The organism is Streptomyces sp. NPDC088762, from assembly GCF_044750905.1.
Classification (GTDB): domain Bacteria; phylum Actinomycetota; class Actinomycetes; order Streptomycetales; family Streptomycetaceae; genus Streptomyces.
This window is the reverse complement of the sequence record NZ_JBIVKT010000001.1, coordinates 453,355-479,786: the sequence shown is the minus strand read 5'-3', so window position 1 is coordinate 479,786 and position 26,432 is coordinate 453,355. Positions and strand designations below refer to the sequence as shown.

The following is a 26,432-nucleotide window of genomic DNA, read 5'->3' as shown; positions in this document are numbered from 1 at the left end:
GATAGTAGGGCTCGGTGGGGTGGGTGGTCCGTGTGCATATGCACGCGTTGACAGGCACGATTCTGCATGATTCGCCACCCCCAATGACCTTGGAATCAAAGGGATTTGAGGTCACAGCCCGGTCAGGGCGCTTGTCGGCGGGTCCGGGCATGCCAAAGCGGTGTCGGATCGGGCCGGTCCCAACTCACCTGTACGAGGGATGCGCGCCACGGCGCAGGCCACCAGCGCGCGCATATATGCGCGCGCTCCCCCGCATTCCAGGCGCCCCCATTCTCGGGAAGGCGGAATCCTCATAAGGTGAGCAGTATTGAGTCGACGGCGACGTCGTACGGGACGGTCGAGGAGGACCTGCGGTGAGCGAGAAGAGCCCGAAGCTGCGCGCCGAGCTGGACGGCATTCCCACATACAAGCCCGGCAAGCCGGCTGCCGCGGGCGGGCCCGTCGCGTACAAGCTGTCCTCGAACGAGAACCCGTACCCGCCGCTGCCGGGCGTGCTGGAGAGCGCGGTCTCTGCGGCCGGCGCCTTCAACCGGTACCCGGACATGGCCTGCACCGGCCTCGTGAACGAGCTCGCGGAGCGGTTCGGTGTGCCGGTCGAGCACATCGCCACCGGCACCGGCTCGGTCGGCGTGGCCCAGTCGCTGATCCAGTCGACGGCCGGGCCGGGCGACGAGGTCATCTACGCCTGGCGCTCTTTCGAGGCTTACCCGATCATCACGCAGATCTCGGGTGCGACCTCCGTGCAGGTCCCGCTCACCGAGGGCGACGTGCACGACCTGGACGCGATGGCGGAGGCGATCACCGAGCGGACCCGGCTGATCTTCGTCTGCAACCCCAACAACCCCACGGGCACCGCCGTGCGCCGCGCCGAGCTGGAGCGGTTCCTGGACCGGGTGCCCTCGGACGTCCTGGTGGTGCTCGACGAGGCCTACCGCGAGTTCGTCCGCGACACGGACGTACCGGACGGCACCGAGCTCTACCGCAACCGCCCGAACGTCGCGGTGCTGCGTACGTTCTCCAAGGCGTACGGGCTCGCCGGCCTGCGCGTCGGCTTCGCGGTGGCGCACGAGCCGGTGGCCGCGGCGCTGCGCAAGACGGCGGTGCCCTTCGGCGTCAGCCAGCTCGCCCAGGACGCGGCGGTGGCCTCGCTGCGCGCCGAGGACGAGCTGATGGGGCGGGTCGGGGCGCTGGTGTGCGAGCGGGAGCGGGTCCACGAGACGCTGCGCGCGCAGGGCTGGACGGTTCCGGACACGCAGGCGAACTTCGTGTGGATGCGGCTGGGGGAGCGCACCGCCGAGTTCGCGGCGGCCTGCGAGAAGGCCGGTGTGGTGGTCCGGCCCTTCGCGGGCGAGGGCCTGCGGGTCACGATCGGTGAGACCGAGGCGAACGACCTCTTCCTGCACACGGCGGAGGCCTTCTTCAAGGAGCTGTAGTTCCCGCGGGCGGGCCCGGCGAGCCGCGTGATCGCGCGGGTCGGCCGGGTTACGCGAGTTCCACGCGGATGGGGTCGCCGTCGCGCACGGTGGCCAGCAGGCGGGGGTCGCCGTCGAACGAGCCGAGCACGTTGCACGGGCTCGCCAGGCGGCTCTCGCCTCCGCGCGAGATGGGCGTGGGGCCGTAGGGCAGCGCGAGCGCGTCGCCCTCGGTCCAGAACGCGACCGTGCCGGGGTCGACGACCTGCCGGGCGTCGTGCTCGAGGGCCACGGAGACGCCGGTGTCGAAGTAGACCTCCTCGCCCCAGGTGTTGGCACTGGCGGAGATCGGGAGCGCGTCGGCCAGGGCCTTGGCGGTCGGAGTTTCGTCAAGGGTCGCGGTGAGCTGGCCGGCGGGCCAGGAGATTCGAATCTTCATGCCCCACATTCAACAATCTGTTGAATTTCTTGGCTAGGGGGACCCCGCTTGAAGCGGCCGAAAAGGTGTGCGCCATAATGCTTGTGAATGTGAACGCGTTCACAAGCGTGTCCTGCTTCCTCCCGGTACGGGAGGGAACCCGCCAGGCAGACTGCCCGCTGTGACCACGGCGACGACAAGGAGAAGACGACGTGGACCTAGCTTTGGCGCCTGAAACATTGGCGCGCTGGCAGTTCGGCATCACCACCGTCTACCACTTCCTGTTCGTTCCCCTGACGATCTCGCTGGCGGCCCTTACCGCCGGCCTGCAGACGGCGTGGGTCCGGACGGAGAAGGAGAAGTACCTCAGGGCCACGAAGTTCTGGGGCAAGCTTTTCTTGATCAATATCGCGATGGGTGTCGTCACCGGCATCGTCCAGGAGTTCCAGTTCGGCATGAACTGGTCCGACTACTCGCGATTCGTCGGCGACATCTTCGGAGCGCCGCTGGCCTTCGAAGCGCTGATCGCCTTCTTCTTCGAATCGACCTTCATCGGTCTGTGGATCTTCGGCTGGGACAAGCTGCCGAAGAAGATCCACCTGGCCTGCATCTGGATGGTCTCCCTCGGCACCGTCCTGTCCGCCTACTTCATCCTGGCGGCCAATTCCTGGATGCAGCACCCAGTCGGGTACCGCATCAACGAGGAGCGGGGCCGGGCCGAGCTCACCGACTTCTGGCGCGTGCTCACCCAGAACACCGCGCTCACCCAGTTCTTCCACACCATCACGGCCGCCTTCCTGGTCGGCGGTGCCTTCATGGTCGGCATCGCCGCCTTCCACCTGGCGCGCAAGAAGCACATCCCGGTGATGCGCAGCTCGCTGCGGCTGGGTCTGGTCGTCATGATCATCGCCGGTCTCGGCACCGCCATCAGCGGTGACCTGCTCGGCAAGGTGATGTTCAAGCAGCAGCCCATGAAGATGGCCGCCGCCGAGGCGCTCTGGGACGGCGAGGCGCCGGCCCCGTTCTCCGTCTTCGCCTACGGCGACGTCGAGAAGGGCCACAACAAGGTCGCCATCGAGATCCCGGGAGTGCTGTCGTTCCTGGCCAACGACGACTTCACCTCGTTCGTCCCGGGCATCAACGACGTCAACAAGGCGGAGCAGGAGAAGTTCGGCCCCGGCGACTACCGGCCCAACATCCCGGTCGCCTACTGGGGCTTCCGCTGGATGATCGGCTTCGGTATGGCCTCGCTCGGCGTGGGCGTGCTGGGGCTGTGGCTGACCCGCAAGAAGTTCATGCTGCCGCCGGGCCTGCGGACCTCGGAGGAAGAGGTGCCGAACCTGGTCCTCTTCAAGCAGGCGCTGAGCCCCAAGTTCGGGCAGCTGTACTGGATCGTCGCCCTGTGGACCATGGGCTTCCCGCTCATCGCCAACTCCTGGGGCTGGATCTTCACCGAGATGGGCCGCCAGCCCTGGGTGGTCTACGGAGTCCTGCGCACCCGGGACGCGGTCTCGCCGAACGTCTCCCAGGGCGAGGTCCTCACCTCGATGATCGGCTTCACGCTGCTCTACGCCGTGCTCGCCGTGATCGAGGTCAAGCTCCTCGTCAAGTACGTCAAGGCCGGCCCGCCCGAGCTCACCGAGGCCGACCTCAACCCGCCCACCCGGATCGGCGGGGACGACAAGAACCCCGACCGGCCGATGGCCTTCTCGTACTGAGGCTGAGGAGACCACACCATGCAACTTCACGACGTCTGGTTCGTACTCATCGCCGTCCTGTGGACCGGCTACTTCTTCCTGGAGGGCTTCGACTTCGGAGTCGGCGTACTGACCAAGCTGCTCGCCCGCGACCGCACCGAGAAGAGGGTCCTGATCAACACGATCGGACCCGTGTGGGACGGCAACGAGGTCTGGCTGCTCACCGCGGGCGGGGCGACCTTCGCCGCCTTCCCCGATTGGTACGCCACCCTCTTCTCGGGCTTCTACCTGCCCCTGCTCCTCATCCTGGTCTGCCTGATCATCCGCGGCGTCGCCTTCGAGTACCGGCACAAGCGGGACGAGGACGCGTGGCAGACCAACTGGGAACACGCGATCTTCTGGACCTCGCTGATCCCGGCGTTCCTCTGGGGCGTGGCCTTCGCCAACATCGTGCGCGGGGTGAAGATCGATCAGAACAAGGAGTACGTCGGCACCTTCCTCGACCTGCTCAACGTCTACTCGATCCTCGGCGGCCTGGTCACCCTCACCCTGTTCACCTTCCACGGCGCGGTCTTCACCTCGCTCAAGACGGTCGGTGACATCCGGGACCGCTCGCGCAGGCTCGCGGCCCGGCTGGGCGTGGTCACCGCCGTACTGGCCCTGGTCTTCCTGACCTGGACCCAGTTCAGGAGCGGCGACGCCAAGAGCCTGGTCGCGATGGCCATCGCGGTGATCTCGCTGGTCGGGGCGCTCGGGTGCAACCGTGCGGGCCGCGAGGGCTGGTCGTTCGCCCTGTCCGGGATCACCATCGCGGCAGCCGTCGCGATGCTCTTCCTGACGCTCTTCCCGAACGTCATGCCGTCCTCGCTGGACGGGGCGTGGAGCCTCACGGTCACCAACGCGTCGTCCAGCCCGTACACCTTGAAGATCATGACCTGGTGTGCGGCCGTGGCCACCCCGCTCGTCCTGCTCTACCAGGGCTGGACGTACTGGGTCTTCCGCAAGCGCATCGGCACGCAGCACATCGTCGACGCGCACTGACACCTGGGGGATGTTTCACGTGAAACCGATCGACCCGCGCCTGCTTCGGTACGCCCGCTCCACCCGCCTCTTCCTGGGGGCGGTGGTGGCGTTGGGTCTTGCCGGGGCGGGGCTGGTCGTCGGCCAGGCGATGCTCATCGCCGAGATCGTGGTCGGCGCCTTCGAGGAAGGGCTGGACGCTGCGGCGCTCCGGACGCCACTGCTGCTGCTCGCGGCGGTGGCGCTGGGGCGCGGCCTGCTGGCCTGGCTGACGGAGCTCGCCGCGCACCGGGCCGGCGCGGCGGTCAAGTCGGAACTGCGTCGCCGGCTGCTGGACCGGGCCGCGGACCTGGGCCCGGGCCGGCTGACCGGACAGCGCACGGGGTCGCTGGTGGCGCTGGCCACCCGGGGCGTGGACGCGCTCGACGACTACTTCTCGCGGTACCTGCCGCAGCTGGGCCTCGCCGTGGTGGTACCGGCGGCGGTCCTGGCCCGGATCGTCACCGAGGACTGGGTCTCGGCGGCCATCATCGTGGTCACCCTGCCGCTGATCCCCCTGTTCATGATTCTGATCGGCATGGCCACGCAGTCGCGGATGGAACGCCAGTGGCGGCTGTTGTCCCGGCTGTCGGGGCACTTCCTGGACGTGGTGGCCGGACTCCCGACGCTGAAGGTCTTCGGGCGCGCCAAGGCGCAGGCCGAGTCCATCCGCAAGATCACCGATGACTACCGGCGCGCGACGATGCGGACCCTGCGCATCGCCTTCCTCTCCTCCTTCGCGCTGGAACTGCTGGCGACCCTGTCCGTGGCTCTGGTGGCCGTGACCATCGGCATGCGGCTGGTCCACGGTGACCTGGACCTCTACACGGGGCTGGTCATCCTGATCCTGGCCCCCGAGGCCTATCTGCCGCTGCGGCAGGTGGGCGCGCAGTACCACGCGGCCGCCGAGGGGCTGGCGGCCGCCGAGGAGATCTTCGGCGTACTGGAGACCCCCGTCGCGGACCCGACCGCCGGGACCGCGCTGCCCGCGGGCGCTCCCCTGCGGATCGAGATCGACGGCGTCGCCGTCCGGTACGAAGGCCGGGGTGAGGACTCGCCCGGGCCCGTGTCGCTGACCGTCGAGCCTGGGGAGTGCGTGGCCCTCACCGGCCCCAGCGGGGCGGGGAAGTCCACCCTCCTGCAGGTACTGCTCGGGTTCGTGACACCGACCGGCGGCCGGGTACGGGTCGCGGGTGTGGACCTCGCCGAGCTGTCACCTGCGCAGTGGCGGGAGCGGATCGCGTGGGTTCCGCAGCGGCCGCACCTGTTCGCCGGGACGATCGCCGAGAACGTACGGCTGGCCCGGCCGGAGGCGTCCGAGGCCGAGGTGGTCGCGGCGCTGCGGGACGCGGGGGCCTGGGAGTTCGTGTCCGCTCTGCCGTACGGGGTGCTGACCCCGCTGGGCGAGGGTGGCGTTGGCCTGTCCGCCGGCCAGCGGCAGCGGCTGGCGCTGGCCCGGGCCTTCCTGGCCGACCGGCCCGTCCTCCTGCTCGACGAGCCGACGGCGGCGCTGGACGGCGAGACCGAGGCGGCCGTGGTCGAGGCCGTACGCCGCCTGGCGGCGGGCCGCACCGTACTGCTGGTCGTGCACCGCCCGGCGCTCCTGGCCATCGCCGACCGGGTGGTCGAGGTGCGTCCCGCCGGGCAGTCCCCCGAACCCTCGGGACTTCGGCCCCGAGACGCCCACCGGGGTTCGGTCCCCGGCGGAGATGCCACGGCGGAGCCTGCCCTGGAGGCGGAGCCGGGAGCGGCGCAGTCCACCGCCTCGTGGAGCAGGTTCTCGGGGGAGCACCCGCTGTCCCGGGTACGGGCCGTGGCCAAGGCCTGGCGGGGGCGGTTCAGGCTCGGCCTGTTCCTGGGGGCCCTCGCCGTGGGGTGCAGCGTCGGACTGATGGCCGTGTCCGGCTGGCTGATCTCGCGGGCGTCCGAACAGCCGCCCGTGCTCTACCTGATGGTGGCCGTCACCGCCACCCGGGCCTTCGGCATGGGGCGGGCCGTCTTCCGCTATGCCGAGCGGCTCGTCTCCCACGACGCCGTGCTGCGGATGCTCGCCGATCTGCGGGTCTCCGTCTACCGGCGGCTGGAGCGCATCGCCCCCGCCGGGCTGCGCGAGCACCGGCGCGGGGATCTGCTGGCCCGGCTGGTGGCCGATGCCGACGCGCTCCAGGACTACTGGCTGCGCTGGCTGCTGCCGGTCGGCACCGCGGTCCTGGTCGGCACCGGCTCGGTCGCCTTCACCACCTGGCTGCTGCCCGAGGCCGGGGCCGCGCTCGCCGTCGGGCTGCTCGCCGCAGGCGTCGGAGTGCCGCTGGTCAGCGGCGCCTGCGCGCGGCGTGCCGAACGCCGGCTCGCCCCCGCCCGCGGTGAGCTCGCCACCCGGGTGGCCGATCTCCTCACCGGTACCGCGGAGCTCACCGTTGCCGGCGCGCTGGAAGACCGCAAGCGCCGCACGCGGGAGAGCGACGGCCTGCTGACGGGCATCGCCGCGCGGGGCGCCGCCGCCAACGGCCTGGGCAGCGGACTGTCGGCGCTGGTGTGCGTGCTGACCGTCGTGGCGGCCGCCGCCGCCGCGGCGAACGCGGTCCACGACGGACGGCTGTCCGGCGTGGCCGTGGCGGTTGCCGTGCTGACCCCCCTCGCCGCGTTCGAGGCGGTCACCGGCCTTCCGCTCGCCGTGCAGTACCGCCAGCGGGTGCGCCGCAGCGCCGAGCGGGTCTACGAGGTCATCGACGCGCCGGTTCCGGTCGTCGAGCCCGAGCGGCCCGGCACGGCCCCCGCCTCGCCCTTCCCGCTGCGGCTGACGGGGCTGACCGCCCGGCACCCGGGTCAGGAGCGCGACGCGCTCCGCGGCCTGGACCTCACCCTGGAGGCCGGCCGTCGCATCGCGGTCGTCGGCCCCTCAGGCTCCGGCAAGACCACGCTGGCCCAGATCCTGCTCCGGTTCCTGGACCTGCGCGAAGGCGCGTACACGCTGGGCGGGATGGACGCCCGCACGCTCGACGGCGACCACGTACGGGCGCTCGTGGGCCTGTGCGCGCAGGACGCGCACCTCTTCGACAGTTCGGTACGGGAGAACCTGCGGCTCGCCCGGCCCGGGGCGAGCGAGGTCGAGCTGCGCCAGGCGCTGGCCTCGGCCCGGCTGCTGGAATGGGCCGACGGGCTTCCGGACGGGCTGGACACGCTGGTCGGCGAGCACGGCGAACGGATCTCGGGCGGTCAGCGGCAGCGCCTGGCCCTGGCCCGCGCCCTGCTGGCCGGCTTCCCCGTCCTGGTCCTGGACGAACCGGCCGAGCACCTGGACCTCGCCACGGCGGACGAGCTGACGGCGGACCTGCTGGCTGCGACCGAGGGCCGCACCACCGTGCTGATCACCCACCGGCTGGCCGGGCTGGAGGCCGTCGACGACGTGCTGGTGCTGGACCGGGGAGAGCTCGTACAGCGCGGACCGTACGCGGAGCTGGCGGCTGCCGATGGACCGCTGCGCCGACTGCTGGAGCGGGAACGGGAAGCGGACGCGCTCGGCCGACTGTCGGCAAGCCGCAACTTTCCCAGCTAAACGGTACTAACTAGTCTCAAGGGCATGTCAGTGCAGGAGTCGCCGCAACCGCCGGACCCGTCATCGGACACCTCGGACCCGCTGGAGGCGGCCACCCAGGCCACCCGGAGTCTGCAAGGACTCTCCACCGAGCTCACGGCCCGGGTTCCGCAACTGCTGGAAGCCATGAGGTCGGTCGGGACCGGCCTTGAGCTGCACTCCACGCTGGACCGGATCTGCGAGACCGCGGCCGAGCTCGCGGACGCCCGCTACGCGGCGATCGGTGTCGTCGACACGGAGGGCCGCGGGCTCTCCGACTTCGTCACCTACGGGATCAGCGCCGAGCTGGCCCGCAAGATCGGGCACCGCCCGGACGGCAAGCGGGGCCTGCTCGGAGCGTTGATCTCGCACCCCGACACCGTGCAGCTCGCCGACCTGGCGAAGGATCCGCGCGCGGCCGGATTCCCCCCGCACCACCCGCCCATGAAGACCTTCCTCGGGGTCCCCATCCGGGTCCAGGGGGAGATCTTCGGCAACCTGTACCTCGCCGAGAAGCACGGCGGCGGCGAGTTCAACGACTACGACCTCCACATGGTCCGGGTACTGGCCACCGAGGCGGGCATCGCCATCGGCAACGCCCGCCTGTACGAGGCGGCCACCCAGCGCGAACGCTGGATCGACGGTTCGGTCGCCGTCACCACCGCCCTGCTGTCCGGCGGGGACGCGGACGACGCCCTGGCGGTGGTGGCCGAGCAGGCCCGCCACCTGGCCGACTCCGCCGCCGGGATCGTGATGCTCCCGGCCGAGGAGGGCGGAATGGAGATCGTCGCCGTCTCCGCCGAAGACGCGGCGACCTCGCTGGGCCTGGTGATCCCCGCGGAGAGCCCGGTCGTGGAACGGCTGCTCCAGGGCGAGCCGGTCTTCGTGGACGACGCCGCCACCGACCCCCGCATGATCAGCAAGCTCACCAGCCGGTACGGGCCCTGCATGATGCTGCCGCTGCACAGCGGCGGACGGGTCCTGGGCGCCCTGGTCACCCCCCGGGGCCGCGGCAAGCGCCCCTTCAGCGAGGACGAGCGGACCCTGGCCACGCAGTTCGCCTCGCAGGCGGCGCTCGCCCTGATGATGGCCGAGGCGCAGCGCGACCGGGAGCGGCTCGCCGTGTTCGAGGACCGTGACCGGATCGCCCGCGACCTGCACGACCTGGTCATCCAACGGCTGTTCGCCACCGGGATGATGCTGGAGGGCGCGCAGCGCAGGTCCATCGTCCCCGAGGTCCGCGACGGGGTCGGCAAGGCCGTGGACGAGCTGGACGTGACGATCCAGGAGATCCGCACCGCGATCTTCGCCCTCCAGCAGGGACCGGCGGAGGCGCCGTCGGGGCTGCGCACCAGGGTGCTGCGGGAGATCAACATGGCCGCCGTGCCGTTGGGCTTCAAGCCCGCGCACCGCTTCCTCGGCCCGATCGACACGGCCGTCGGCGAACTGGTGGGCAAGAACCTGATCGCCGCGCTGCGCGAGGCCCTGTCCAACGCGTTCCGGCACGCCGACGCGTCCCGGATCGAGGTGGTCGTGGACTCCACCGTCACGCTGGCGGACGGCCGTCCCGGGGTCCGGCTGGAGGTCGCCGACGACGGGGTGGGCATCCCCGAGGGCGGACGGCGCAGCGGCCTGCGGAACCTTCGCCGCCGCGCCGAGGCCCTGGGCGGCTCCAGCTCCTACGGTCCGGGCCTCGGAGAAGACGGCGGCGGGACCACCCTGGTGTGGGAGGCGCCGCTCTAAGAGGTGTCAGTCGGCGGGCCGACGGGATCCGGGACGCACGCTCCCTAGGGGACGTCGTGGGACTGCCGGCGGGCGATGCGCTCGGCCAGGATGCGCTCGATGACGACGGCGACCCCGTCCTCGTTGTTCGCGGTCGTGCGGCCGGACGCGGCCGCGATCACATCCGGGTGGGCGTTGCCCATCGCATAGGAGGTGCCCGCCCAGCTGAGCATCTCCACGTCGTTCGGCATGTCGCCGAAGGCGACGACCTCGGCGGGGGTGATCCCCCGCTCGGCGCAGCACAGCGCCAGAGTGCTCGCCTTGGAGACACCGTGCCCGCTGATCTCCAGCAGGGCGGTCGGACTGGAGCGGGTGATCGAGGCGAGCGCACCGGCAGCGGACCGGGCCAGGGCCAGGAACTCGTCCGGGGCCAGCTCGGCATGGTGCGCGAGCAGCTTGAGCACGGGCGCCGCGCTCTCGTCCGTGTCCTCCGACAGCAGCTTCTCGGCCGTGGCGACGTTGGCGCCCGGGTCCTGGAAGAACGGCGGATACGTCGGCTCGTAGTTGATGCCGGTGGTCAGCTCGACCGCGAACGACGTGCCGGGTGCCGCAGCCCGCAGCGCGTTGACGACGTCCAGGGCGGCCGTTCGCGGAAGGGCTCTGACCTGGACGAATTCCCGCCCGGCGTGCAGGTCGACGACAGCCGCGCCGTTCGCGCAGATCGCCAGGCCGTGGCCGTGGACGTGATCGCTGACCACGTCCATCCAGCGGGCCGGGCGTCCTGTGACGAAGAAGACCTCGATCCCTGCCTCCTCGGCGGCGGCGAGCGCGGCGACGGTGCGCAGTGAGACGGACTTGTCGTCGCGCAGGAGGGTGCCGTCGAGGTCGGTGGCGATGAGCCGGGGTGCGGGGGTTGGCCCGTCCGGGCACTGGGGAGCCGAGGTCACGGCTCCATCTTCGCCCATGGCCCCCCGGGGGCCGGCCACGGGCCGGTGGCGATGTTTCACGTGAAACATCGCCACCCCCGTACGCTCGAAGCCATGAGTCTGCGTCTGAGCACGGTGATACTTCCGGTACGTCGATGGCACAAGGGAGGTCGCGACCAGTGGCTGCGGGCCGAGCTGCTCGGTTTCCACACGGCCTACACCTACGACCACCTGTCCTGGCGGTCCTTCCGTGACGGGCCCTGGTTCGGTGCGCTGCCCACCCTGACCGCGGCGGCCGCGGCCACCGAGCGGCTGCGCCTGGGGACCCTCGTCACCTCGCCCAACTTCCGTCACCCGGTGACGCTCGCCAAGGAGCTCATCACCCTGGACGACATCTCGGGCGGGCGCCTCACCCTCGGTATCGGCGCGGGCGGCAACGGCTTCGACGCGACCGCGCTGGGCCAGGAGCCCTGGACCCCGCGCGAACGGGCGGACCGCTTCGCCGAGTTCGTGCCGCTGCTGGACCAGCTGCTGACCGAAGGTGCGGTGAGCCACCGCGGCACCTTCTACTCCGCCGAGGAGGCCCGCAACATCCCCGGCTGTGTCCAGCGCCCGCGACTGCCGTTCGCGGTCGCCGCGACCGGGCCGCGCGGCCTGAAGCTCGCGGCGCGGCACGGCCAGGCCTGGGTCACCACAGGTGACCCGAAGCTGTTCGAGGAGGGCACGCCCGAGCAGTCGCTCGACGCCATGCGCGGGCAGCTCGGCCGGCTGGAGGCAGCCTGCGCGGAGATCGGCCGGGACTTCGGGCCGATGGAGAAGATCCTGCTGACCGGCTTCACGCCCGAGCGCAGCACCCTGCTGGAGTCGGTGGACGCGTTCGTCGACTTCGCTGGCCGTCACCGCGAGCTCGGCTTCACCGAGCTGGTGATCCATGCGCCGATTCCGGACTCGGACTTCGCCGCGGACGAGGCGGTCTTCGAGAAGATCGCCGGCGAGGCCCTGGCCCAGCTGGACGACTGATCCCGCCGGGCCGTCCCCCCTCCCGTGGGGAGCGACGGCCCGGACGCAGCGGGTCAGGCCGTCAGCTGCTTGATCAGCCGTTCGGCGGCCGGAGGCAGCCAGTCGGGCACGGCCTCCTCGGGCAGCGCCCGGACCTCGTCGAGCAGGGCGGAGATCCGTTCGGCGCCCGCCGCTCCGCGGCCCCGCTCGTGCTCGGTCCACGCGGCGTTGTTCAGGCACTGGAAGCGGTCCTGGAGGTGGCCGGGGCCGAGTTCCGCATAGGTCGCGGCAGCCCGGTCCCAGAGTGCGATCTCCTCCAGCCGCAGCGCCTCGATCTCGGCCTGGCCGAGCCGCTCCCCCACCGGGAGCGAGCCGCCCTCGCCGACGCCCTCGGCGGCCTCGTCATCCCCGACGCCCTCGGCGCCCGCGCCGTCCGCCTCGTCCTCGTGTTCCTGCTCCTGCTGCGCGCCGACGCGGCGGTCGAGCACCTGCGCCAGCTGGTGCCAGGTCTGGGCGAGCTCGGAGCGCAGCTCGACCGAGCCGGGCTCCGCTGCCAGGGCGTCCTCCAGTACCCCGGCGGCCTCGTCCATCAGGGCCCGGGCCCGGCTCACCGCAGTATCGTCGGCGCCCGCGCGCAGCCCCAGCCAGGCCAGGGAGCGCAGGATGCGCACCTCGGCAACCGGCGCCTCGCCCGTCAGGCGGTGCAGCTCCAGAGCCCGCTCGTAGGCGGCGACCGCCTCCACGACCAGCCCGGCGTCGGACAGGGAGTCGGCCGCCGACTGCGCGAAGCCCGCCTGAGGCCGCGGATCCTCCCAGCCCTTGGCCGTTTCCGCCGCCATCAGGTACTGCTCGGCCGCCTGGCGGGGCTCGTTCAGCCGGCGCAGCAGATCGCCCAGGAATTCCCGTACGAACACCGCCTGCTGGTCGCCGTGCTCCACCAGGTCGGGCAGCGCAGACTGCAGCACCTCGGCAGCCTCGGCGACACGGTCGTCCTGGACGTAGGCCCGGGCCAGCACCAGCCGGGCCTGCGCCCCTCCGTCCGCCGTGAGACCGGCCAGGTCGAACCAGTGGGCTGCCTCCAGCGCGTGCCCGGCTGCCTCCGCGGCCGCGTCACCCCGCCGCAGCAGGATGTCCGCGAGGGTCAGCCGTACGACGCCCTGTGCCTCGGAGTCGGTGACCTCGGAGGCGTGCTCCAGCGCGGACCGTCCGGCCGCTTCCGCCTCCGCGGGCCTGTCCAGGGACATCAGCACCCCCGCCCGCAGCACCAGCGCGTCCACCGCCTGCCAGGGCCGGCCCGCCGCGACCGCCCGTACGGCGGATCCGGCCAGCAGTGCCACGGCCCGCTCCTGATCCCCCTGCGAGAGGGCCACCCTGCCCAGCATCTCCTCGGCCTCCGCAGCCAGATCCGGCAGCGTGTCCGCGTAGGAGGCGACGAAGGAGGTCAACTCGGCGGCGAACTCACCGTGGCCGTGGTCCCCGGCGTGGCTGTGGTCGTGGCCGTGGTCGTGCTCGTGCCGGGCGTCGGAGGCCGCCTCGACCGAGCGCAGGTACGACTCCATCCGGATCGCCGACAGTTCCGCGAGCGCGATCCGCCGCATCCGCAGCGGTTCGGCGGGATCGAGTCCCTCGGCGGCCCGTACGGCAGCCCCCAACAACCTCCTGACCTCGGCGGGCGAAGCCCCGGACTGCGCGGCCAGCGTCGCCAGCCGCAACTCGGCGAGCGCCGCGCGCTGCGCCTGCCCGAGCGCCCGGTAGCCGTCCCGGACCGCCATCAGCAGCTCGGAAGCCTCCTCGGCCCCGCGGCGGGCCGCGGCCAGGGCCCGCTGGTCCGCCAGATCGGCCGCGACGAGCGGATCGGGCTCCGGCTGGGCGTCCGCCCGTACGGCCACCTCGGCCCACAGCGCGTCCGCGCTCGGATGCCCCTGGTCGCGCGCCTGCCGGGCCCGCTCCACCCACTCGGCGAACCCCGTCGACGCGGCCGGCTCCGTCGGGGGCACCGGGACGGCGTGCGCCGGGACGACCTGTGCCGCCCCCGCGAGGGCGGTGCTGCGCACCCCGAGCGGCAGCCGGCCGGTCAGCGGCTGGCGCCCGATCCGGGCCAGGAACCGCTCCGAGACGCGGGTGGTTCCGTTGCGCGCGTCGAACTGCCGGGCGATGTCGAGCGCGGCCGCGTACAGCACCTCGTACAACTCGGAGACGGTGCGCGGCGTGCCCTCGTAGGGGACGGCCGGGCTCCCGCCGTGCCCCAGCTCCGCCAGCCGGCGCAGCAGGACGAGGATGCCGCCGTGGAACGCCAGCTGGTCGTCGACGTTGGCGAGCGGGGCCACGTGGGCCGCGTGGTCGGCCAGGATCTCCAGGCCCCGTGATTCGTTGCCGGTGAGCGCGCAGAACTCGATGTGCTTGCCGATCGAAGGCAGCAGGCTCTCGTTGCCGCGGGCCATGCGGTAGCCGCGCAGGTGGTGCGAACGGGCCTCGTCGGCCCGGCCGAGCCGCAACAGCGGCAGCAAGGAGGTGGCCAGGACCCGGTGCGGCTCCTCGGCGCAGGTCTTCTCACCCGCCAGCACCGGCGTCCACAGCTCCAGGGCGCGTGCGTCGTTCCCCCGGAGGACGGCGTACTGGCCCTGGCTGTTGAGCTCACAGGCACGGCAGTCGCTCATGTCGTCGCGCTCGGCCGCCAGCCAGCGCTCGAAGGCGCGGTCGGCCCGCTCGTCATCGCCCATCGCGTCGGCGAGCCACAGCTCGGCCTCGCGTACGGGACGTTCGCTGTAGCCCGCGAGCCGGTAGCGGCGCTCCATCTCGTCCAGCCAGCCGGTGGCCGACTCCAGCGGGATGCCGGGGGAGTCGGAGATTGCCGTGGTCACCCACTTGAACTGCCAGAACAACGAGTGCGCGTCCCACTCGGAGAAGGCGCCGGGGTCCTTGTCGTACTCCTGGAGCAGCCGGGCGAAGGGCACGAGCAGCTTCGACGACTCCGAGCTGAACAGGTAGGCGCCGACCAGGTTGTCCAGTGCCGCGCGGAACAGGGCCCGGTCGCCGCTCGCCTCGGCGGCGCCGACGAGGGCCTCGGCGTGCGCGTTGCGCGCGGCGCCGTTCGGCGACTCGCGGTTCTCCGCCAGCCCGAGCTCGATCTCCTGGCGCGTCAGCATCGTCACTTGCGGTCCTCCTGGGCCTCGGTGGGGTGGGTCGCCCATTCCAGGAGCCCGAGGAAGGCCCGGTTGAGCAGGGTGGAGTCGGCGGGGCGCAGCGGCCGCTGGGACATCAGCAGGGCCTGCCCGTACAGCGACTCGACGGCGGTGCCGGTCAGGGCCTCGTCGGGGAGCCCGGCGATCCGGCGGATCAGCGGGTTGTTGTGGTTGAGGACCAGGCGGGCGCGCGGCGCGGAGCCGCGCAGCGCGCCGAGGATGCCGCTCCACAGGGAGTCGGCGCTCTCCAGCGCGGCGGTCCGGTCCCGTTCCTGCCGGGCCTGGCGGTCGTCGAGGTAGAGCGCGGGGACGGCGACGGGCTGGAAGGCACGCAGCACCACATCGCAGCCCTGGGGTTCCAGGCGGGTGCGTGCGGTGGCGAGGAAGGGGGCGAGTTCCAGTTCCGCGGCGGTGGGCACCGGGTCGAGCCGTTCGGTGACGGCTCCGGCGTCGAGTTCGCCGACCTTCAGATCGGGCCGTACGGACGGCAGCAGGGCCAGCAGATCCGCGTCGTAGGTGTAACCGGCGTTGATGACGCCGAGACCGTGGGCGGCGGCGATCGGCGCGATCTGGCGGAACTCCTCGACCGTGCGCGTGAAGTGGACGTCCGTGTGGGCGGCCGTGAACTCCTCCAGGCTCATCGGGCCGTCGCTGGTCTCGAAGGGCAGCCACGGCAGCATCAGCCCGAGCAGCTCGGAGTCGTGGCGCGCCATGGACTTCACTCCGAGGTGGTGGACACTCAGGAAGGCGGCCAAGCGCTCCGGTTCGCTCGCCGCGAGCTCGGCGAGCCAGCCCCGTATGCGGGCGCCGAGGGCTTCCCGTACGGCGGACAGGGTCTCGTCGTCGTACAGGTTCTCGCGGGAGGCGGTGGGCCGCAGCGTGTCCGTGTCGAGGACGACGCGGACGAAGAACGCCCAGTCCGGCAGCAGGTTGTCGGCGCGGTCGGTCAACAGCATGCCCTTGAGGTGGACGCGGTGTCCGGCTCGGTGGGCGGGGCTGGTCGGTTCGGGCAGGACGTACGCGACCCCGCGCACTCCGGCGACCGGCAGGTCGAGGTCGATGGTGTCGAGCGGGGTGAAGCCGAAGACCTGGGCGCAGTGCCCGGCGAGGGCGACGCGGCGTGCGGTGGGCGTGGGGAACGGCCGGTCCCACACGGCGGGCCGGTCGGTGACCGGGCGGGGCCCGCCGCCCTCGCCGTCGTCGAAGGTGATGTCGTAGGGCAGCAGGGAGCCGTAGTCGCGGGCCAGCTCCTCCACCTTGGCCGGGACGGCCCATTCGGCGGCGCCGGGGCGGGCTTCGAGGACGACGGTGGTGCCGGGCTCCGGACGTGCTTCGTGGGGCAGTTCGCGGACGGTGTACGAACCGTCGTCGGTGGCCAGCCATTCGACGGGCGCGGCCTGCGGGTCGCGGGCGGAGCGGGTGACGACGCGGATCTGGCGGGCCACGACGAAGCACGCGAGCAGACCGATGCCGAACTGGCCGAGGAACTCCCGGCGGGTGGACTCCAGGCTGTGCTCGTCGCCGCGCTTCGAGCTGCGGCCGATGGTGGCGAGGAGGGAGTGCGCCTCCGCGGTGGTCAGGCCGATGCCGCTGTCCTCTATGGTCACCCGGCCGTCGGCGGCGGAGAGCCGGATGCGGATCTCCGCATCCGGCTCGAGGCTCTGGCGGGCGGTGACGGCGTCCACCGCGTTCTGGAGGAGTTCGCGGACGTAGACGCGCGGGCTGGAGTACAGGTGGTGGGAGAGCAGGTCGACCAGGCCGCGCAGATCTACCTGAAAACTGTGGGGTGTGGACGTCATGGGGCGTCACCTCGCGTACGTACGGGGATGGTTCGGCGATCGCGAGGTGCCCCCCTCACAGATCCCGGAGTGGGGAACAGATTAGGGGGATGGTCCGACAATCCCTGAGTGAATTCTCGCGCCCGGAAGCGGACGCGGACGGCACGTGCCGGGGACGCGGACGGGACGTGCCGGGGACGCGGACGGGACGTGCCGGGGAAGGGCCGGGAGGGGCCGGAAGGGGTAAAGCGCCGGGAAAGTCCAGGTGAAGGGCTGCTACCGGAAGCGAAGGAACTCCGGCGGTACGGCGTCCACCAGCCACACCCCGTTGGCGCTGATCCGGAACACGTGCCCGGCGGCGCGCATCGCCCCCGCGTCGACGGCGAGCACGACCGGCCGGCCGCGCCGTGCGCCGACCCGGGTCGCGGTCTCCCGGTCCGGGGACAGGTGTACGTGGTGGCGGGCCATCGGGCGCAGACCCTCGGAGCGGATCGCGTCCAGGGCCGCGGCGACGGTGCCGTGGAAGAGGTACGCGGGCGGCTCGGCCTCGGGGAGATCCAGGTCGACGGCGACGGTGTGCCCCTGGCTGGCCCGGATGCGGGTCCCCTCCACGGCGAAGCGCTGCTTGTCGTTGGTGGCGACGACATGGTCGAGCTCGGCGCGGCTGAAGGGGAAGCCGTGCGCGGCGGCCGCGGAGAGAAGATCGTCGATCTCCACCCAGCCCTGGGGATCGAGCACCAGTCCGATCCGTTCCGGCTGATGTCGGAGGTGTTTCGAGACGTATTTGGACACCTTGACGGTGCGTCTTTGGTCCATGGTCCCAGCGTGCCGGGTCGGGCGGTGTTCCGGCAGGGATTTTCGGGCGTGTGAGGGCGTGGACGCCCTCTATCGTTATTCCAAGATACGGAATACATTTTCCGCTGCCACTTCTGCCCAGGGGGAGAAACCATGACAGCCCATACCTCTCTGCCACGCCGTGCGGCTGCCGAACTGATCGGGACCGCCGGCCTCCTCGTGTTCGTGATCGGCTCCGGAATCAAGGCCGCCGAACTCAGCCGTGACACCGGCGTTGCCCTGATCGCCAACTCGCTGGCCTCGGCCATCGGCCTCGTGCTGATCATCACCCTCTTCGGGCCGCTGTCCGGCGGTCACCTAAACCCGGTGGTCACCCTGACCGCCTGGTGGTCGCGGCGCACCGGCGGCGACGGCCTCGACGGCCGGGAGGCGCTGGTCTACACGCTGGCCCAGACGGCCGGAGCCATCAGCGGAGCCCTCGTCACGGAGGCCATGTTCGGCCGGGTCCCGGGCACCTTCGCCACGCACGTACGCGAGGGCGGCCACCTGCTCGTCGGCGAGGTCGTGGCCACCGCCGGACTCGTCGTTCTCATCCAGGGCCTCGACCGCATCGGACGCCCGAAGCTGATCCCCGCCGCGGTCGGGGCGTACTTCCTGGCCGCCATCTGGTTCACCTCGTCCGGCTCCTTCGGCAACCCGGCCGGCACCGTCGCGCGCTCCTTCAGCGATTCCTTCACCGGGATCGCCCCCGAGTCCCTGCCCGGGTTCGTCGCCGCCCAACTGGCCGGCGCGATACTCGGCCTGGTTCTGGCCCGCGTGCTGTACGGGACCGCCCGCCCCCCGAAGACGGTGACGACGGAGGTGCTGCCGACTGCCCTGCCGGAGCCCACCTCGGAAGCGCTGCCCGTGTCCGACAAGGAGGCGTACGAGACCATAGGTTGAGACGCCGACCCCGTTACCCACAGGCAGGCGGGACTTGTCCACAGCCGTTTGGGCGGGTTTTGACGGCAAACGCGTGATCCGCCCTGTGGACTACCGCCCGAAGGACCCCGGGAAGGACCCGCGGGGATGCCCCCCCGGGAACGACCCCTGGAAGAACCCCCGGGGCTACCGCTCGCCCCGGCGGGCCAGATCGTTCATGGTCCGGGCCTGGAGCTCCCGCTCCGTCGCGGCACGCACGAACTCCGCCACGTGATCGGCGCCGACGAGGTCCTCCACCGCCCGTACCGTCCCGGCCGGCAGCGCCACCGGGGCCGGCCCCGACGGCTGCGCGCCCCCGGCCGCCCCCAGGTGCCGCTGCAGATGCCGGGTCGCGAACAGCCGCATCGCCCGCGCCAGCTCGGCGTCCACGGTCTGCTGGGCCAGCGGCCGCAGCCTGCGCACCATCGTCGCCGCCTCCGCCGCGTCCGCGTCGGTGGGCGGCACGTGCCCGAGGTAGCGCGCGAAAACGTGCTCGGTGGTGAACTCCAGGAACCGCGAGGCGATGTGTTCCACCTGCCCGCGCAGCTCCCGCAGATGACCGGTGATCGCCGACAACGGCACCCCGGCCGCGTACAGCTCGGCGGCCACGGCCAGCTCCTGCGGTGAGGGCACGAGGAACTGGTCCGGGCGCCCGGGGATCCGCTCCAGCACCCCCAGCTCGCACGCCTCGCTCACCGCTTCGTCGTCGGGCAGGCCGCCGAACCGCTCGTTCAGCTCCTCCCGGCTGATCCGGGCCGCCTCCTCGTCGGTCCACGGCCCGTGCACCTCGGCGACCAGCCCCAGTACCCCGCCGAGTCCGCGACCCGCGTCCCAGGCCTCCAGCAGCTCCTTGATGGAGGCCAGCGTGTAGCCGCGGTCCAGCAGGTCCGCGATCTGGCGCAGCCGCGCCAGATGCGTGTCCCGGTAGACGTTGGAGCGGCCGCGCCGTTCCGGCTTCGGCAGCAGACCGCGGTCCTGGTACGCACGGATGGTGCGCACCGTCGCCCCGCTGTGGTGCGCCAGATCCTCGATCCGGTACTCGGCTACCGCCTGCTCGGACAATCCCGGCTCCCTACGACATCGCGGCTCGGCCGACCGCGCCCGCCGCGGCCCGGGCGGCAGGTGACGCCGCAAGGTACTCGACCGCCCTGCGCAGCGAGCCCTCCTGCGAGGGATGGTACGACCGCCGGAAGGAGCGGGGTATGGCCGTGCCGAGCTCTCTCCACGTGGGCAGCAGGCCCTTGGCCACCGCCCGGTTGTGAGCGCGCAGCGCAGAGCGCGACCGGCCACCCGATTCGGGGTCGTTGCCCCGCTCCCCGGCGGGCATCAGCGGCGTGGTCTTCCAGTCGAAGGCCACCCGGCGAGGGCTGATCGCGTACGGGGCCCCGGTCCCGGGCCCGGTCCCCGTCGCGGTGGCAGCCCCGGTGCCGGTCACAGCCTGGGCTCCAGTTTCGCGATGCGCCGCAGGGTGCGCGGCGCGAAGCGGGACATCCACAGGGCACCTTTGGACTCGGGAGTCACCGGCACGACGGCCTCGTTGCGCACCACGGCCCGCAGGATCGCTTCGGCGACCTTCTCCGGCGGGAAGTTGCGCAGTCCGTACAGCCGGGAGGAGCGCTCCTGGCGGCGCTTCTCCTCGGCCTCGTCCACCCCGGCGAAGCGCGAGGTGGCCGTGATGTTGGTGTTCACGATGCCGGGGCAGATCGCGGAGACGCCGATCGACTTCGATGCCAGCTCCGCGCGCAGGCACTCCGACAGCATCAGCACCGCGGCCTTCGACGTGCTGTAGGCGGGCAGGGTCTTGGAAGGCAGGTAGGCGGCGGCGGAGGCGGTGTTGACGATGTGCCCGCCCTGGCCGCGCTCGGCCATCTGCTTCCCGAAGATCCGGCAGCCGTGGATGACGCCCCACAGGTTCACGTCGAGGACCTTCTTCCAGTCCTCGGCGGTGGTGTCGAGGAAGGCGCCGGACAGGCCGATCCCGGCGTTGTTGACCAGTACGTCCACGATTCCGTACTCGGCGGCCACCTTCGCGGCGAGCTTCTCCATCGCCTGCTCGTCGCTGACGTCCACGCACTCGCCCCAGGCCTCGGGGGCGCCGATCAGACGGGCCATGTCGGCCGTGCGCGCCGCGCCCTCGGCGTCCCGGTCCACGGCCACCACCCGGGCCCCGGCCTCGGCGAACGCGAAGGCGGTGGCCCGGCCGATGCCGCTGGCCGCGCCGGTGACCAGCACCAGCTGACCGCCGAAGCGGTCGGCGTACCGGCCCGGAGCCTTCTGCTCCGGTGCCCGGGTGGCCGGCTCCTCCCGGGCGGTGACGAACTCGCCGATCCACGCGGCCAGCTGGTCGGGCCGGGTCCGGGGCACCCAGTGCTTGGCGGGCAGCGTGCGGCGCACGAGATCGGGCGCCCACAGCTCCAGCTCGTCGTAGAGCCGCTCGGACAGGAAGGCGTCCCCGGTCGGGGTGATCAGCTGCACGGGTACGTGGGCGTAGGCGTCGGTGCGGGGCCGGCGCAGGCGGGGCCGCACGTTGTCGCGGTAGAGCCAGGCGCCGTGCGCCGCGTCCGACGGCAGGGAGGCCGTCGGGTAGGAGCCGGCCGGAACCTTCTCGACGCGCTGGAGGATCGCGGGCCACCGCTTGCCGAGCGGCCCGCGCCAGGCGAGCTCCGGCAGCACGGGCGTGTGCAGCATGTAGACGTACCAGGACTTGGCGCCCTGGCTCAGCAGCTGTGCGGCCCGGCGCGGGGTGGGCCGCGCCATCCGCTTCTTGATCCAGTGCCCGAAGTGGTCCAGGGATGGCCCCGACATCGACGTGAAGGAGGCGATCCGGCCCTCGGTGCGGGCGACGGTGGCGAACTCCCAGCCCTGCACGGAGCCCCAGTCGTGGCCGACGAGGTGCACCGGCCGGTCCGGGCTGACCGCGTCCGCCACGGCCAGGAAGTCGTCGGTCAGCTTCTCCAGCGTGAAGCCGCCCCGCAGCGGCTGCGGAGCGGTCGAGCGCCCGTGGCCGCGCACGTCGTAGAGCACCACGTGGAAGCGCTCCGCCAGCCGCTCGGCGACCTCCGACCAGACCTCCTTGCTGTCCGGGTAGCCGTGCACCAGCAGCACGGTCGGCCGGTCCGCCTCGCCGAGCTCGACGACGCACAGCTCGACCCCGCCGGTGCTCACCCAGCGCTCTCGCGCGCCCGCCGGTACCACCGCGCCCGCTCCGTCCATGCCGCTCATGCCGCCTTCTCCTCAGCCCAGCGCCGCACGTGCGGCAGATCCTCGTCCAGCCAGAATGCGCTCTCCAGGGGGTCCCGGGAGTCGGTGACCACCAGGATCTCCTCGAACTTGGCGCCCGTGCCGCGGAAGCCCAGATGCGGCTCCACCGCCCACAAGCCGGGCTGCGGCGGATGGTCGGAGAAGTGGTAGGGGCTCCACAACGGGGACCAGCCCTCCCGGTGCCCGTGCAGGGCATCGGAGGCGAGCCCCTTCAGGGACTGGGTGCCGAATCCGAACGCGGTCGGCGACCAGCGCCGCTCCTTGACGCGGTCGATCTTGTGCGCGATCACGCCGAAGGGGTAGGCGCGGTGCCGGTTGGCGTACCCCTGCCGGTTCATCAGCCGCTCGACGTTCTCGTAGATCTCGCGCAGCGAGCGCCGCTCGCGCACCTGGTCCAGGATCAGCTCGCGGTGGGCCTGCAGATCGGACATGAGCCGGTCCTGCACCGGATTGAGCCCGAGGCTGCCCGAGTATCCGATGTCGGCCGCGTACCCCTTGTAGACCGGTGCCATGTCGAGGATGAACGGCATCCCTGGTTCCAGCTTCCGGTTGGTCGGGAAGAACTGGAGCGGGATCTTGAAGTTCACGAAGGCGGTGCGGTCCCCGAACCAGGCGAAGGGCAGGTGGAACCAGTCGCGCACGCCGCGCTCGCGCAGCCAGTCGCGCTGCATCCGGGCCGCCTCACGCTCGGTCACGCCGGGCCTCAGCTGTGCGGCGACGGTCTCCGCGCATGCGTAGGAGAGCCGTTGTACTTCCCTGAACCCGCGCAGGTCGGCCGTGAGTTGCGCGGTGCGTTGCTTGGTGTCCCCAGCCATGCCAGCCGTCCGTCCGTGTAGCCGTACGCGCTCGTAACTTGACACTGATGAATGTGACAATGACTGGAGATCACGTCAAGGGTCGTGCACAGACCTGTGGACAACTTGTCCGGCCCGCACCGGCCGGCCCGCATCCGCCCGGTTCACATCAGCCTTGTGTCAGGGTCCGTAGTCCTGAAGGCGGAGACAGGTTCCCGCTCCAAGTCTGACGATCGGCCCGGCCCGCGCCACTAACGTCGGGCCTGTGACTGTCATCGCGACCGAAAGCCTGAGCAAGCGGTACCCCCGAGTGACCGCCCTCGACCGGCTCTCCCTGGACATCGGGCCTGGTGTGACCGGCCTCGTGGGTGCCAACGGAGCCGGCAAGTCCACGCTGATCAAGATCCTGCTGGGACTGTCCCCCGCCACCGAGGGCAGTGCCGCCGTGCTCGGCCTCGACGTCGCCACGCATGGCAGCGCCATCCGTGAACGCGTCGGATACATGCCCGAGCACGACTGCCTGCCGCCCGACGTCTCGGCCACCGAGTTCGTCGTCCACATGGCCCGCATGTCCGGCCTGCCACCGACGGCGGCCCGCGAGCGCACCGCCGACACCCTGCGCCACGTGGGTCTGTACGAGGAGCGCTACCGTCCCATCGGCGGCTACTCCACGGGCATGAAGCAGCGCGTCAAGCTCGCCCAGGCCCTCGTCCACGACCCGCAGCTGGTCCTCCTCGACGAGCCGACCAACGGTCTGGACCCGGTCGGCCGCGACGAGATGCTCGGCCTGATCCGCCGTATCCACACGGACTTCGGCATCTCCGTCCTGGTCACCTCCCACCTCCTCGGAGAGCTGGAGCGGACCTGCGACCACGTCGTGGTCGTCGACGGCGGCAAGCTGCTGCGCTCCAGCTCGACCAGCGACTTCACCCAGACCACCACGACCCTCGCGGTCGAGGTCACCGACTCCGACGCCCACCCGGACGGCAGCGCCGCCCTGCGCAAGGCGCTCACCGAGGCGGGCATCGCCCTCCACGCGGCGGAGGAGCAGGGCCTGCCCGGCGCCGGACACATCCTGCTGGTCGAGGCCACGGGCGAGGAGACCTACGACACCGTCCGCGACACCGTCGCCGACCTGGGCATCGGCCTGGTCCGCATGGAGCAGCGCCGCCACCACATCGCGGAGGTCTTCCGCGACAACGACCAGCCCTCGCGGGCCGCCCAGCAGAAGGGAGCCGGTTCCCATGGCGCCTGACACCTCGACCCAGATCCACAACATCGGTTACCGGTCCTACGACGGCCCCCGGCTCGGCCGTGCCTACGCCCGCAAGTCGCTGTTCTCGCAGTCCCTGCGCGGCGCCTACGGACTCGGCCGCTCCGCCAAGTCCAAGGTCCTGCCGATGATCCTCTTCGCGGTGATGTGCGTGCCCGCGCTGATCCTCGTCGCGGTGGCCATCGCCGTTCCCGGCACCACCGAACTGCCGATCAAGTACACGACGTACGCCCTGACCACGCAGGTGGTCATCGGCCTCTACCTCGCCTCCCAGGCGCCCCAGTCGGTCTCCCGGGACCTGCGCTTCAAGACCGTGCCGCTCTACTTCTCGCGGCCCATCGAGCGGGTCGACTACGTCATCGCCAAGTACGCGGCCATGGCCTCGGCCCTGTTCATCCTCACCGCCACCCCGCTGCTGATCATGTGGATCGGCTCGCTGCTGGCGAAGTTCGACTTCGGCGACCAGACCAAGGGATTCGGGCAGGGACTCGTGTCGGTGCTGCTGCTGTCGCTGCTCTTCGCCGGACTGGGCCTGGTCATGGCGGCGCTCACCCCGCGCCGCGGGTTCGGTGTCGCCGCGATCATCGCCGTGCTGCTCATCCCGTTCGGTGCGGTGACCGCGGTCCAGGGCATCTCGTACAACACCGGCAACGCCGGAGCCATCGACTGGCTGGGCCTGTTCTCCCCGATCACCCTGATCGACGGCTTCCAGACGGCGTTCCTCGGCGCGACCTCCGCCTTCCCCGGCGGCGAGGGTCCCTCGGCCGGCACCGGCTTCGTCTACCTGCTCGTCATCCTCGGCCTCATCGCCGGCTCCTACGCCGCCCTGATGGCCCGCTACCGGAAGGCCGGGCTGTGACCATCATCGACATCGACCACACCTCCCGCTGGTTCGGGAACGTCGTCGCCGTCAACGACGTGACCATGCGCATCGGTCCGGGGGTCACCGGACTCCTCGGCCCCAACGGCGCGGGCAAGTCCACGCTGATCAACATGATGGGCGGCTTCCTGGCCCCCTCCACGGGCACCGTCACGCTCGACGGGGCGCCGATCTGGCGCAACGAAGAGGTCTACACGCAGATCGGCGTCGTGCCGGAGCGCGAGGCGATGTACGACTTCCTCACCGGCCGGGAGTTCGTCGTGGCCAATGCCGAGCTGCACGGGCTCGACGACGCGGCGGCCCAGCGGGCGCTCGCCACCGTCGAGATGGAGTACGCCCAGGACCGCAAGATCTCCACGTACTCCAAGGGCATGCGCCAGCGCGTGAAGATGGCCTCCGCGCTGGTCCACGAGCCGTCCGTCCTGCTCCTGGACGAGCCCTTCAACGGCATGGACCCGCGCCAGCGCATGCAGCTGATGGACCTGCTGCGGCGCATGGGCGACGAGGGCCGCACCGTCCTGTTCTCCTCCCACATCCTGGAGGAGGTCGAGCAGCTCGCCTCACACATCGAGGTGGTCGTCGCCGGCCGGCACGCCGCCTCCGGCGACTTCCGCAAGATCCGCCGGCTGATGACGGACCGCCCGCACCGCTACCTCATCCGCTCCTCGGACGACCGGGCCCTCGCCGCGGCCCTGATCGCCGACCCGTCCACAGCCGGTATCGAGGTCGACCTCAAGGAAGGCGCCCTGCGCATCCAGGCCGTCGACTTCGGGCGCTTCACCGAGCTGCTGCCGCGGGTCGCCCGCGCGCACGGCATCCGCCTGCTGACGGTCTCGCCCTCCGACGAGTCCCTCGAGTCGGTCTTCTCCTACCTCGTCGCGGCCTGAAGGAGCTGGCACCCATGTACAACCCCACCGTTGCCCGGCTCACCTACCGGGCCCTGCTCGGCCGGCGCCGGGCGCTGATCCTCTTCCTGCTGCCCGCCCTGCTGATCCTCATCTCCATCGCCGTGCGCGCGCTCACGGGCGTCGACGACAAGGTCGCCGCCGACCTGCTCGGTGGCTTCGCCCTCGCCACGATGGTCCCGCTGATCGGTGTCATCGCCGGCACCGGAGCCATCGGCCCTGAGATCGACGACGGATCGATCGTCTACCTGCTCTCCAAGCCGGTGAAGCGGCCGACGATCATCATGACCAAGCTGATCGTCGCGATCGCCGTCACCATGGCGTTCTCCGCGATCCCGACCCTGATCGCCGGGTTCATCCTCAACGGCAACGGCCAGCAGATCGCCGTCGCCTACACGGTCGCCGCCCTCGTCGCCTCGATCGCCTACAGCGCCCTCTTCCTGCTGCTGGGCACCGTCAGCCGGCACGCGGTCGTCTTCGGCCTGGTCTACGCCCTGATCTGGGAGTCGCTCTTCGGCAGCCTGGTTTCCGGCGCCAAGACCCTCAGCGTCCAGCAGTGGGCCCTCTCCCTCGCGGAGAAGGTGGCGGGCGACGGGTACGTCGACGCCACCGTCGGACTGCCCACCGCCGTGGTCCTGCTCTCCGCGGTCACCGTCGGAGCCACCGCCTACGCGGGCCAGAAGCTGCGCCGCCTCACCCTGGCCGGGGAGGAGTAGGCCCCGCTCCCGCCCCGACGCACCCCGCTCGAAGCTGTGCCCCGCCCGGCCCACCGGCCAGGCGGGGCACAGCTTCGCGGG

Annotated in this window: 19 protein-coding genes and 1 pseudogene; 11 read left to right on the top strand and 9 right to left on the bottom strand. The window is 71.5% G+C overall.

Annotation, left to right across the window (positions count from 1 at the left end):
• Nucleotides 1-353 precede the first annotated feature (353 nt).
• Nucleotides 354-1,433 (top strand): histidinol-phosphate transaminase, encoded by a 1,080-nt coding sequence (gene hisC, locus ACIP5M_RS02240; protein ID WP_401190902.1) that lies wholly within the window; start codon nucleotides 354-356, stop codon nucleotides 1,431-1,433.
• A gap of 49 nt (nucleotides 1,434-1,482) precedes the next feature.
• Here the strand turns inward: hisC and ACIP5M_RS02235 are convergent, their stop codons facing one another.
• Nucleotides 1,483-1,851 carry a cyclophilin-like fold protein gene (locus ACIP5M_RS02235; RefSeq protein WP_401190900.1) on the bottom strand — a complete coding sequence of 123 codons (369 nt, stop codon included), beginning with the start codon at nucleotides 1,849-1,851 and terminating at the stop codon, nucleotides 1,483-1,485.
• Between the two features lie 191 nt (nucleotides 1,852-2,042).
• Here ACIP5M_RS02235 and ACIP5M_RS02230 point away from each other — a divergent pair, with 191 nt between their 5' ends.
• The 4 genes from ACIP5M_RS02230 to ACIP5M_RS02215 are packed head-to-tail and all read left to right on the top strand — an operon-like array spanning nucleotide 2,043 to nucleotide 9,903.
• Entirely contained in the window at nucleotides 2,043-3,548 is a 1,506-nt protein-coding gene (locus ACIP5M_RS02230; RefSeq protein WP_401190898.1) for a cytochrome ubiquinol oxidase subunit I, read from the top strand.
• A gap of 18 nt (nucleotides 3,549-3,566) precedes the next feature.
• On the top strand, nucleotides 3,567-4,568 hold the full coding sequence (gene cydB, locus ACIP5M_RS02225; RefSeq protein WP_401190896.1) for a cytochrome d ubiquinol oxidase subunit II: 1,002 nt from the start codon (nucleotides 3,567-3,569) through the stop codon (nucleotides 4,566-4,568).
• A gap of 10 nt (nucleotides 4,569-4,578) precedes the next feature.
• Complete coding sequence (cydD, locus tag ACIP5M_RS02220; RefSeq protein WP_401190894.1) at nucleotides 4,579-8,142, top strand: thiol reductant ABC exporter subunit CydD; 3,564 nt, start codon at nucleotides 4,579-4,581, stop codon at nucleotides 8,140-8,142.
• 24 nt (nucleotides 8,143-8,166) lie between these two features.
• Nucleotides 8,167-9,903, top strand: a complete 1,737-nt coding sequence (locus tag ACIP5M_RS02215) for a GAF domain-containing sensor histidine kinase (RefSeq protein WP_401190892.1) — start codon at nucleotides 8,167-8,169, stop codon at nucleotides 9,901-9,903.
• Between the two features lie 44 nt (nucleotides 9,904-9,947).
• Here the strand turns inward: ACIP5M_RS02215 and ACIP5M_RS02210 are convergent, their stop codons facing one another.
• Nucleotides 9,948-10,847 carry a Cof-type HAD-IIB family hydrolase gene (locus ACIP5M_RS02210; protein WP_401190890.1) on the bottom strand — a complete coding sequence of 300 codons (900 nt, stop codon included), beginning with the start codon at nucleotides 10,845-10,847 and terminating at the stop codon, nucleotides 9,948-9,950.
• A 75-nt stretch (nucleotides 10,848-10,922) separates the two neighbouring features.
• Here ACIP5M_RS02210 and ACIP5M_RS02205 point away from each other — a divergent pair, with 75 nt between their 5' ends.
• Complete coding sequence (locus tag ACIP5M_RS02205) at nucleotides 10,923-11,828, top strand: LLM class flavin-dependent oxidoreductase (protein ID WP_401190889.1); 906 nt, start codon at nucleotides 10,923-10,925, stop codon at nucleotides 11,826-11,828.
• A gap of 53 nt (nucleotides 11,829-11,881) precedes the next feature.
• Here ACIP5M_RS02205 and ACIP5M_RS02200 read toward each other — a convergent pair whose 3' ends face one another.
• The 3 genes from ACIP5M_RS02200 to ACIP5M_RS02190 form a co-directional block, all read right to left on the bottom strand.
• Nucleotides 11,882-14,959 (bottom strand): tetratricopeptide repeat protein, encoded by a 3,078-nt coding sequence (locus ACIP5M_RS02200; protein ID WP_401190887.1) that lies wholly within the window; start codon nucleotides 14,957-14,959, stop codon nucleotides 11,882-11,884.
• A complete protein-coding gene (locus ACIP5M_RS02195) occupies nucleotides 14,956-16,788 on the bottom strand; it encodes an HSP90 family protein (protein WP_401190885.1) in 1,833 nt (610 codons plus the stop codon). Before ACIP5M_RS02195 ends, ACIP5M_RS02200 begins: the two co-directional genes overlap by 4 nt.
• A gap of 255 nt (nucleotides 16,789-17,043) precedes the next feature.
• Nucleotides 17,044-17,583 (bottom strand): RNA 2'-phosphotransferase, encoded by a 540-nt coding sequence (locus ACIP5M_RS02190; RefSeq protein WP_401190883.1) that lies wholly within the window; start codon nucleotides 17,581-17,583, stop codon nucleotides 17,044-17,046.
• Nucleotides 17,584-17,715: 132 nt separating this feature from the next.
• On the opposite strand from ACIP5M_RS02190, the gene ACIP5M_RS02185 reads away from it, so the two are divergent.
• On the top strand, nucleotides 17,716-18,504 hold the full coding sequence (locus tag ACIP5M_RS02185) for an aquaporin (protein ID WP_401190881.1): 789 nt from the start codon (nucleotides 17,716-17,718) through the stop codon (nucleotides 18,502-18,504).
• Between the two features lie 165 nt (nucleotides 18,505-18,669).
• Here ACIP5M_RS02185 and ACIP5M_RS02180 read toward each other — a convergent pair whose 3' ends face one another.
• From ACIP5M_RS02180 to ACIP5M_RS02165, 4 genes and pseudogenes are all read right to left on the bottom strand, one after another.
• The gene (locus ACIP5M_RS02180) at nucleotides 18,670-19,584 is read right to left on the bottom strand and encodes a MerR family transcriptional regulator (protein WP_401190879.1); all 915 of its coding nucleotides are present in this window, start codon (nucleotides 19,582-19,584) and stop codon (nucleotides 18,670-18,672) included.
• 10 nt (nucleotides 19,585-19,594) lie between these two features.
• A pseudogene (locus ACIP5M_RS02175) lies at nucleotides 19,595-19,804 on the bottom strand (metal-dependent hydrolase); the annotation flags it as partial.
• 149 nt (nucleotides 19,805-19,953) lie between these two features.
• Entirely contained in the window at nucleotides 19,954-21,744 is a 1,791-nt protein-coding gene (locus ACIP5M_RS02170; RefSeq protein ID WP_401190878.1) for an SDR family oxidoreductase, read from the bottom strand.
• Nucleotides 21,741-22,598, bottom strand: a complete 858-nt coding sequence (locus tag ACIP5M_RS02165) for a M24 family metallopeptidase (protein ID WP_401190877.1) — start codon at nucleotides 22,596-22,598, stop codon at nucleotides 21,741-21,743. The genes ACIP5M_RS02170 and ACIP5M_RS02165 overlap by 4 nt, the downstream gene beginning before the upstream one ends.
• A 244-nt stretch (nucleotides 22,599-22,842) precedes the next feature.
• Between ACIP5M_RS02165 and ACIP5M_RS02160 the strand changes: the two genes are divergently transcribed.
• From ACIP5M_RS02160 to ACIP5M_RS02145, 4 genes are read left to right on the top strand one after another with little or no spacing between them, the layout of a single operon-like run.
• A complete protein-coding gene (locus tag ACIP5M_RS02160) occupies nucleotides 22,843-23,832 on the top strand; it encodes an ABC transporter ATP-binding protein (RefSeq protein WP_401190876.1) in 990 nt (329 codons plus the stop codon).
• The gene (locus ACIP5M_RS02155; RefSeq protein ID WP_401190874.1) at nucleotides 23,822-24,709 is read left to right on the top strand and encodes an ABC transporter permease; all 888 of its coding nucleotides are present in this window, start codon (nucleotides 23,822-23,824) and stop codon (nucleotides 24,707-24,709) included. Before ACIP5M_RS02160 ends, ACIP5M_RS02155 begins: the two co-directional genes overlap by 11 nt.
• A complete protein-coding gene (locus tag ACIP5M_RS02150; RefSeq protein WP_401190872.1) occupies nucleotides 24,706-25,617 on the top strand; it encodes an ABC transporter ATP-binding protein in 912 nt (303 codons plus the stop codon). Before ACIP5M_RS02155 ends, ACIP5M_RS02150 begins: the two co-directional genes overlap by 4 nt.
• A 14-nt stretch (nucleotides 25,618-25,631) precedes the next feature.
• Entirely contained in the window at nucleotides 25,632-26,351 is a 720-nt protein-coding gene (locus ACIP5M_RS02145; protein WP_401190870.1) for an ABC transporter permease subunit, read from the top strand.
• Nucleotides 26,352-26,432 lie beyond the last annotated feature (81 nt).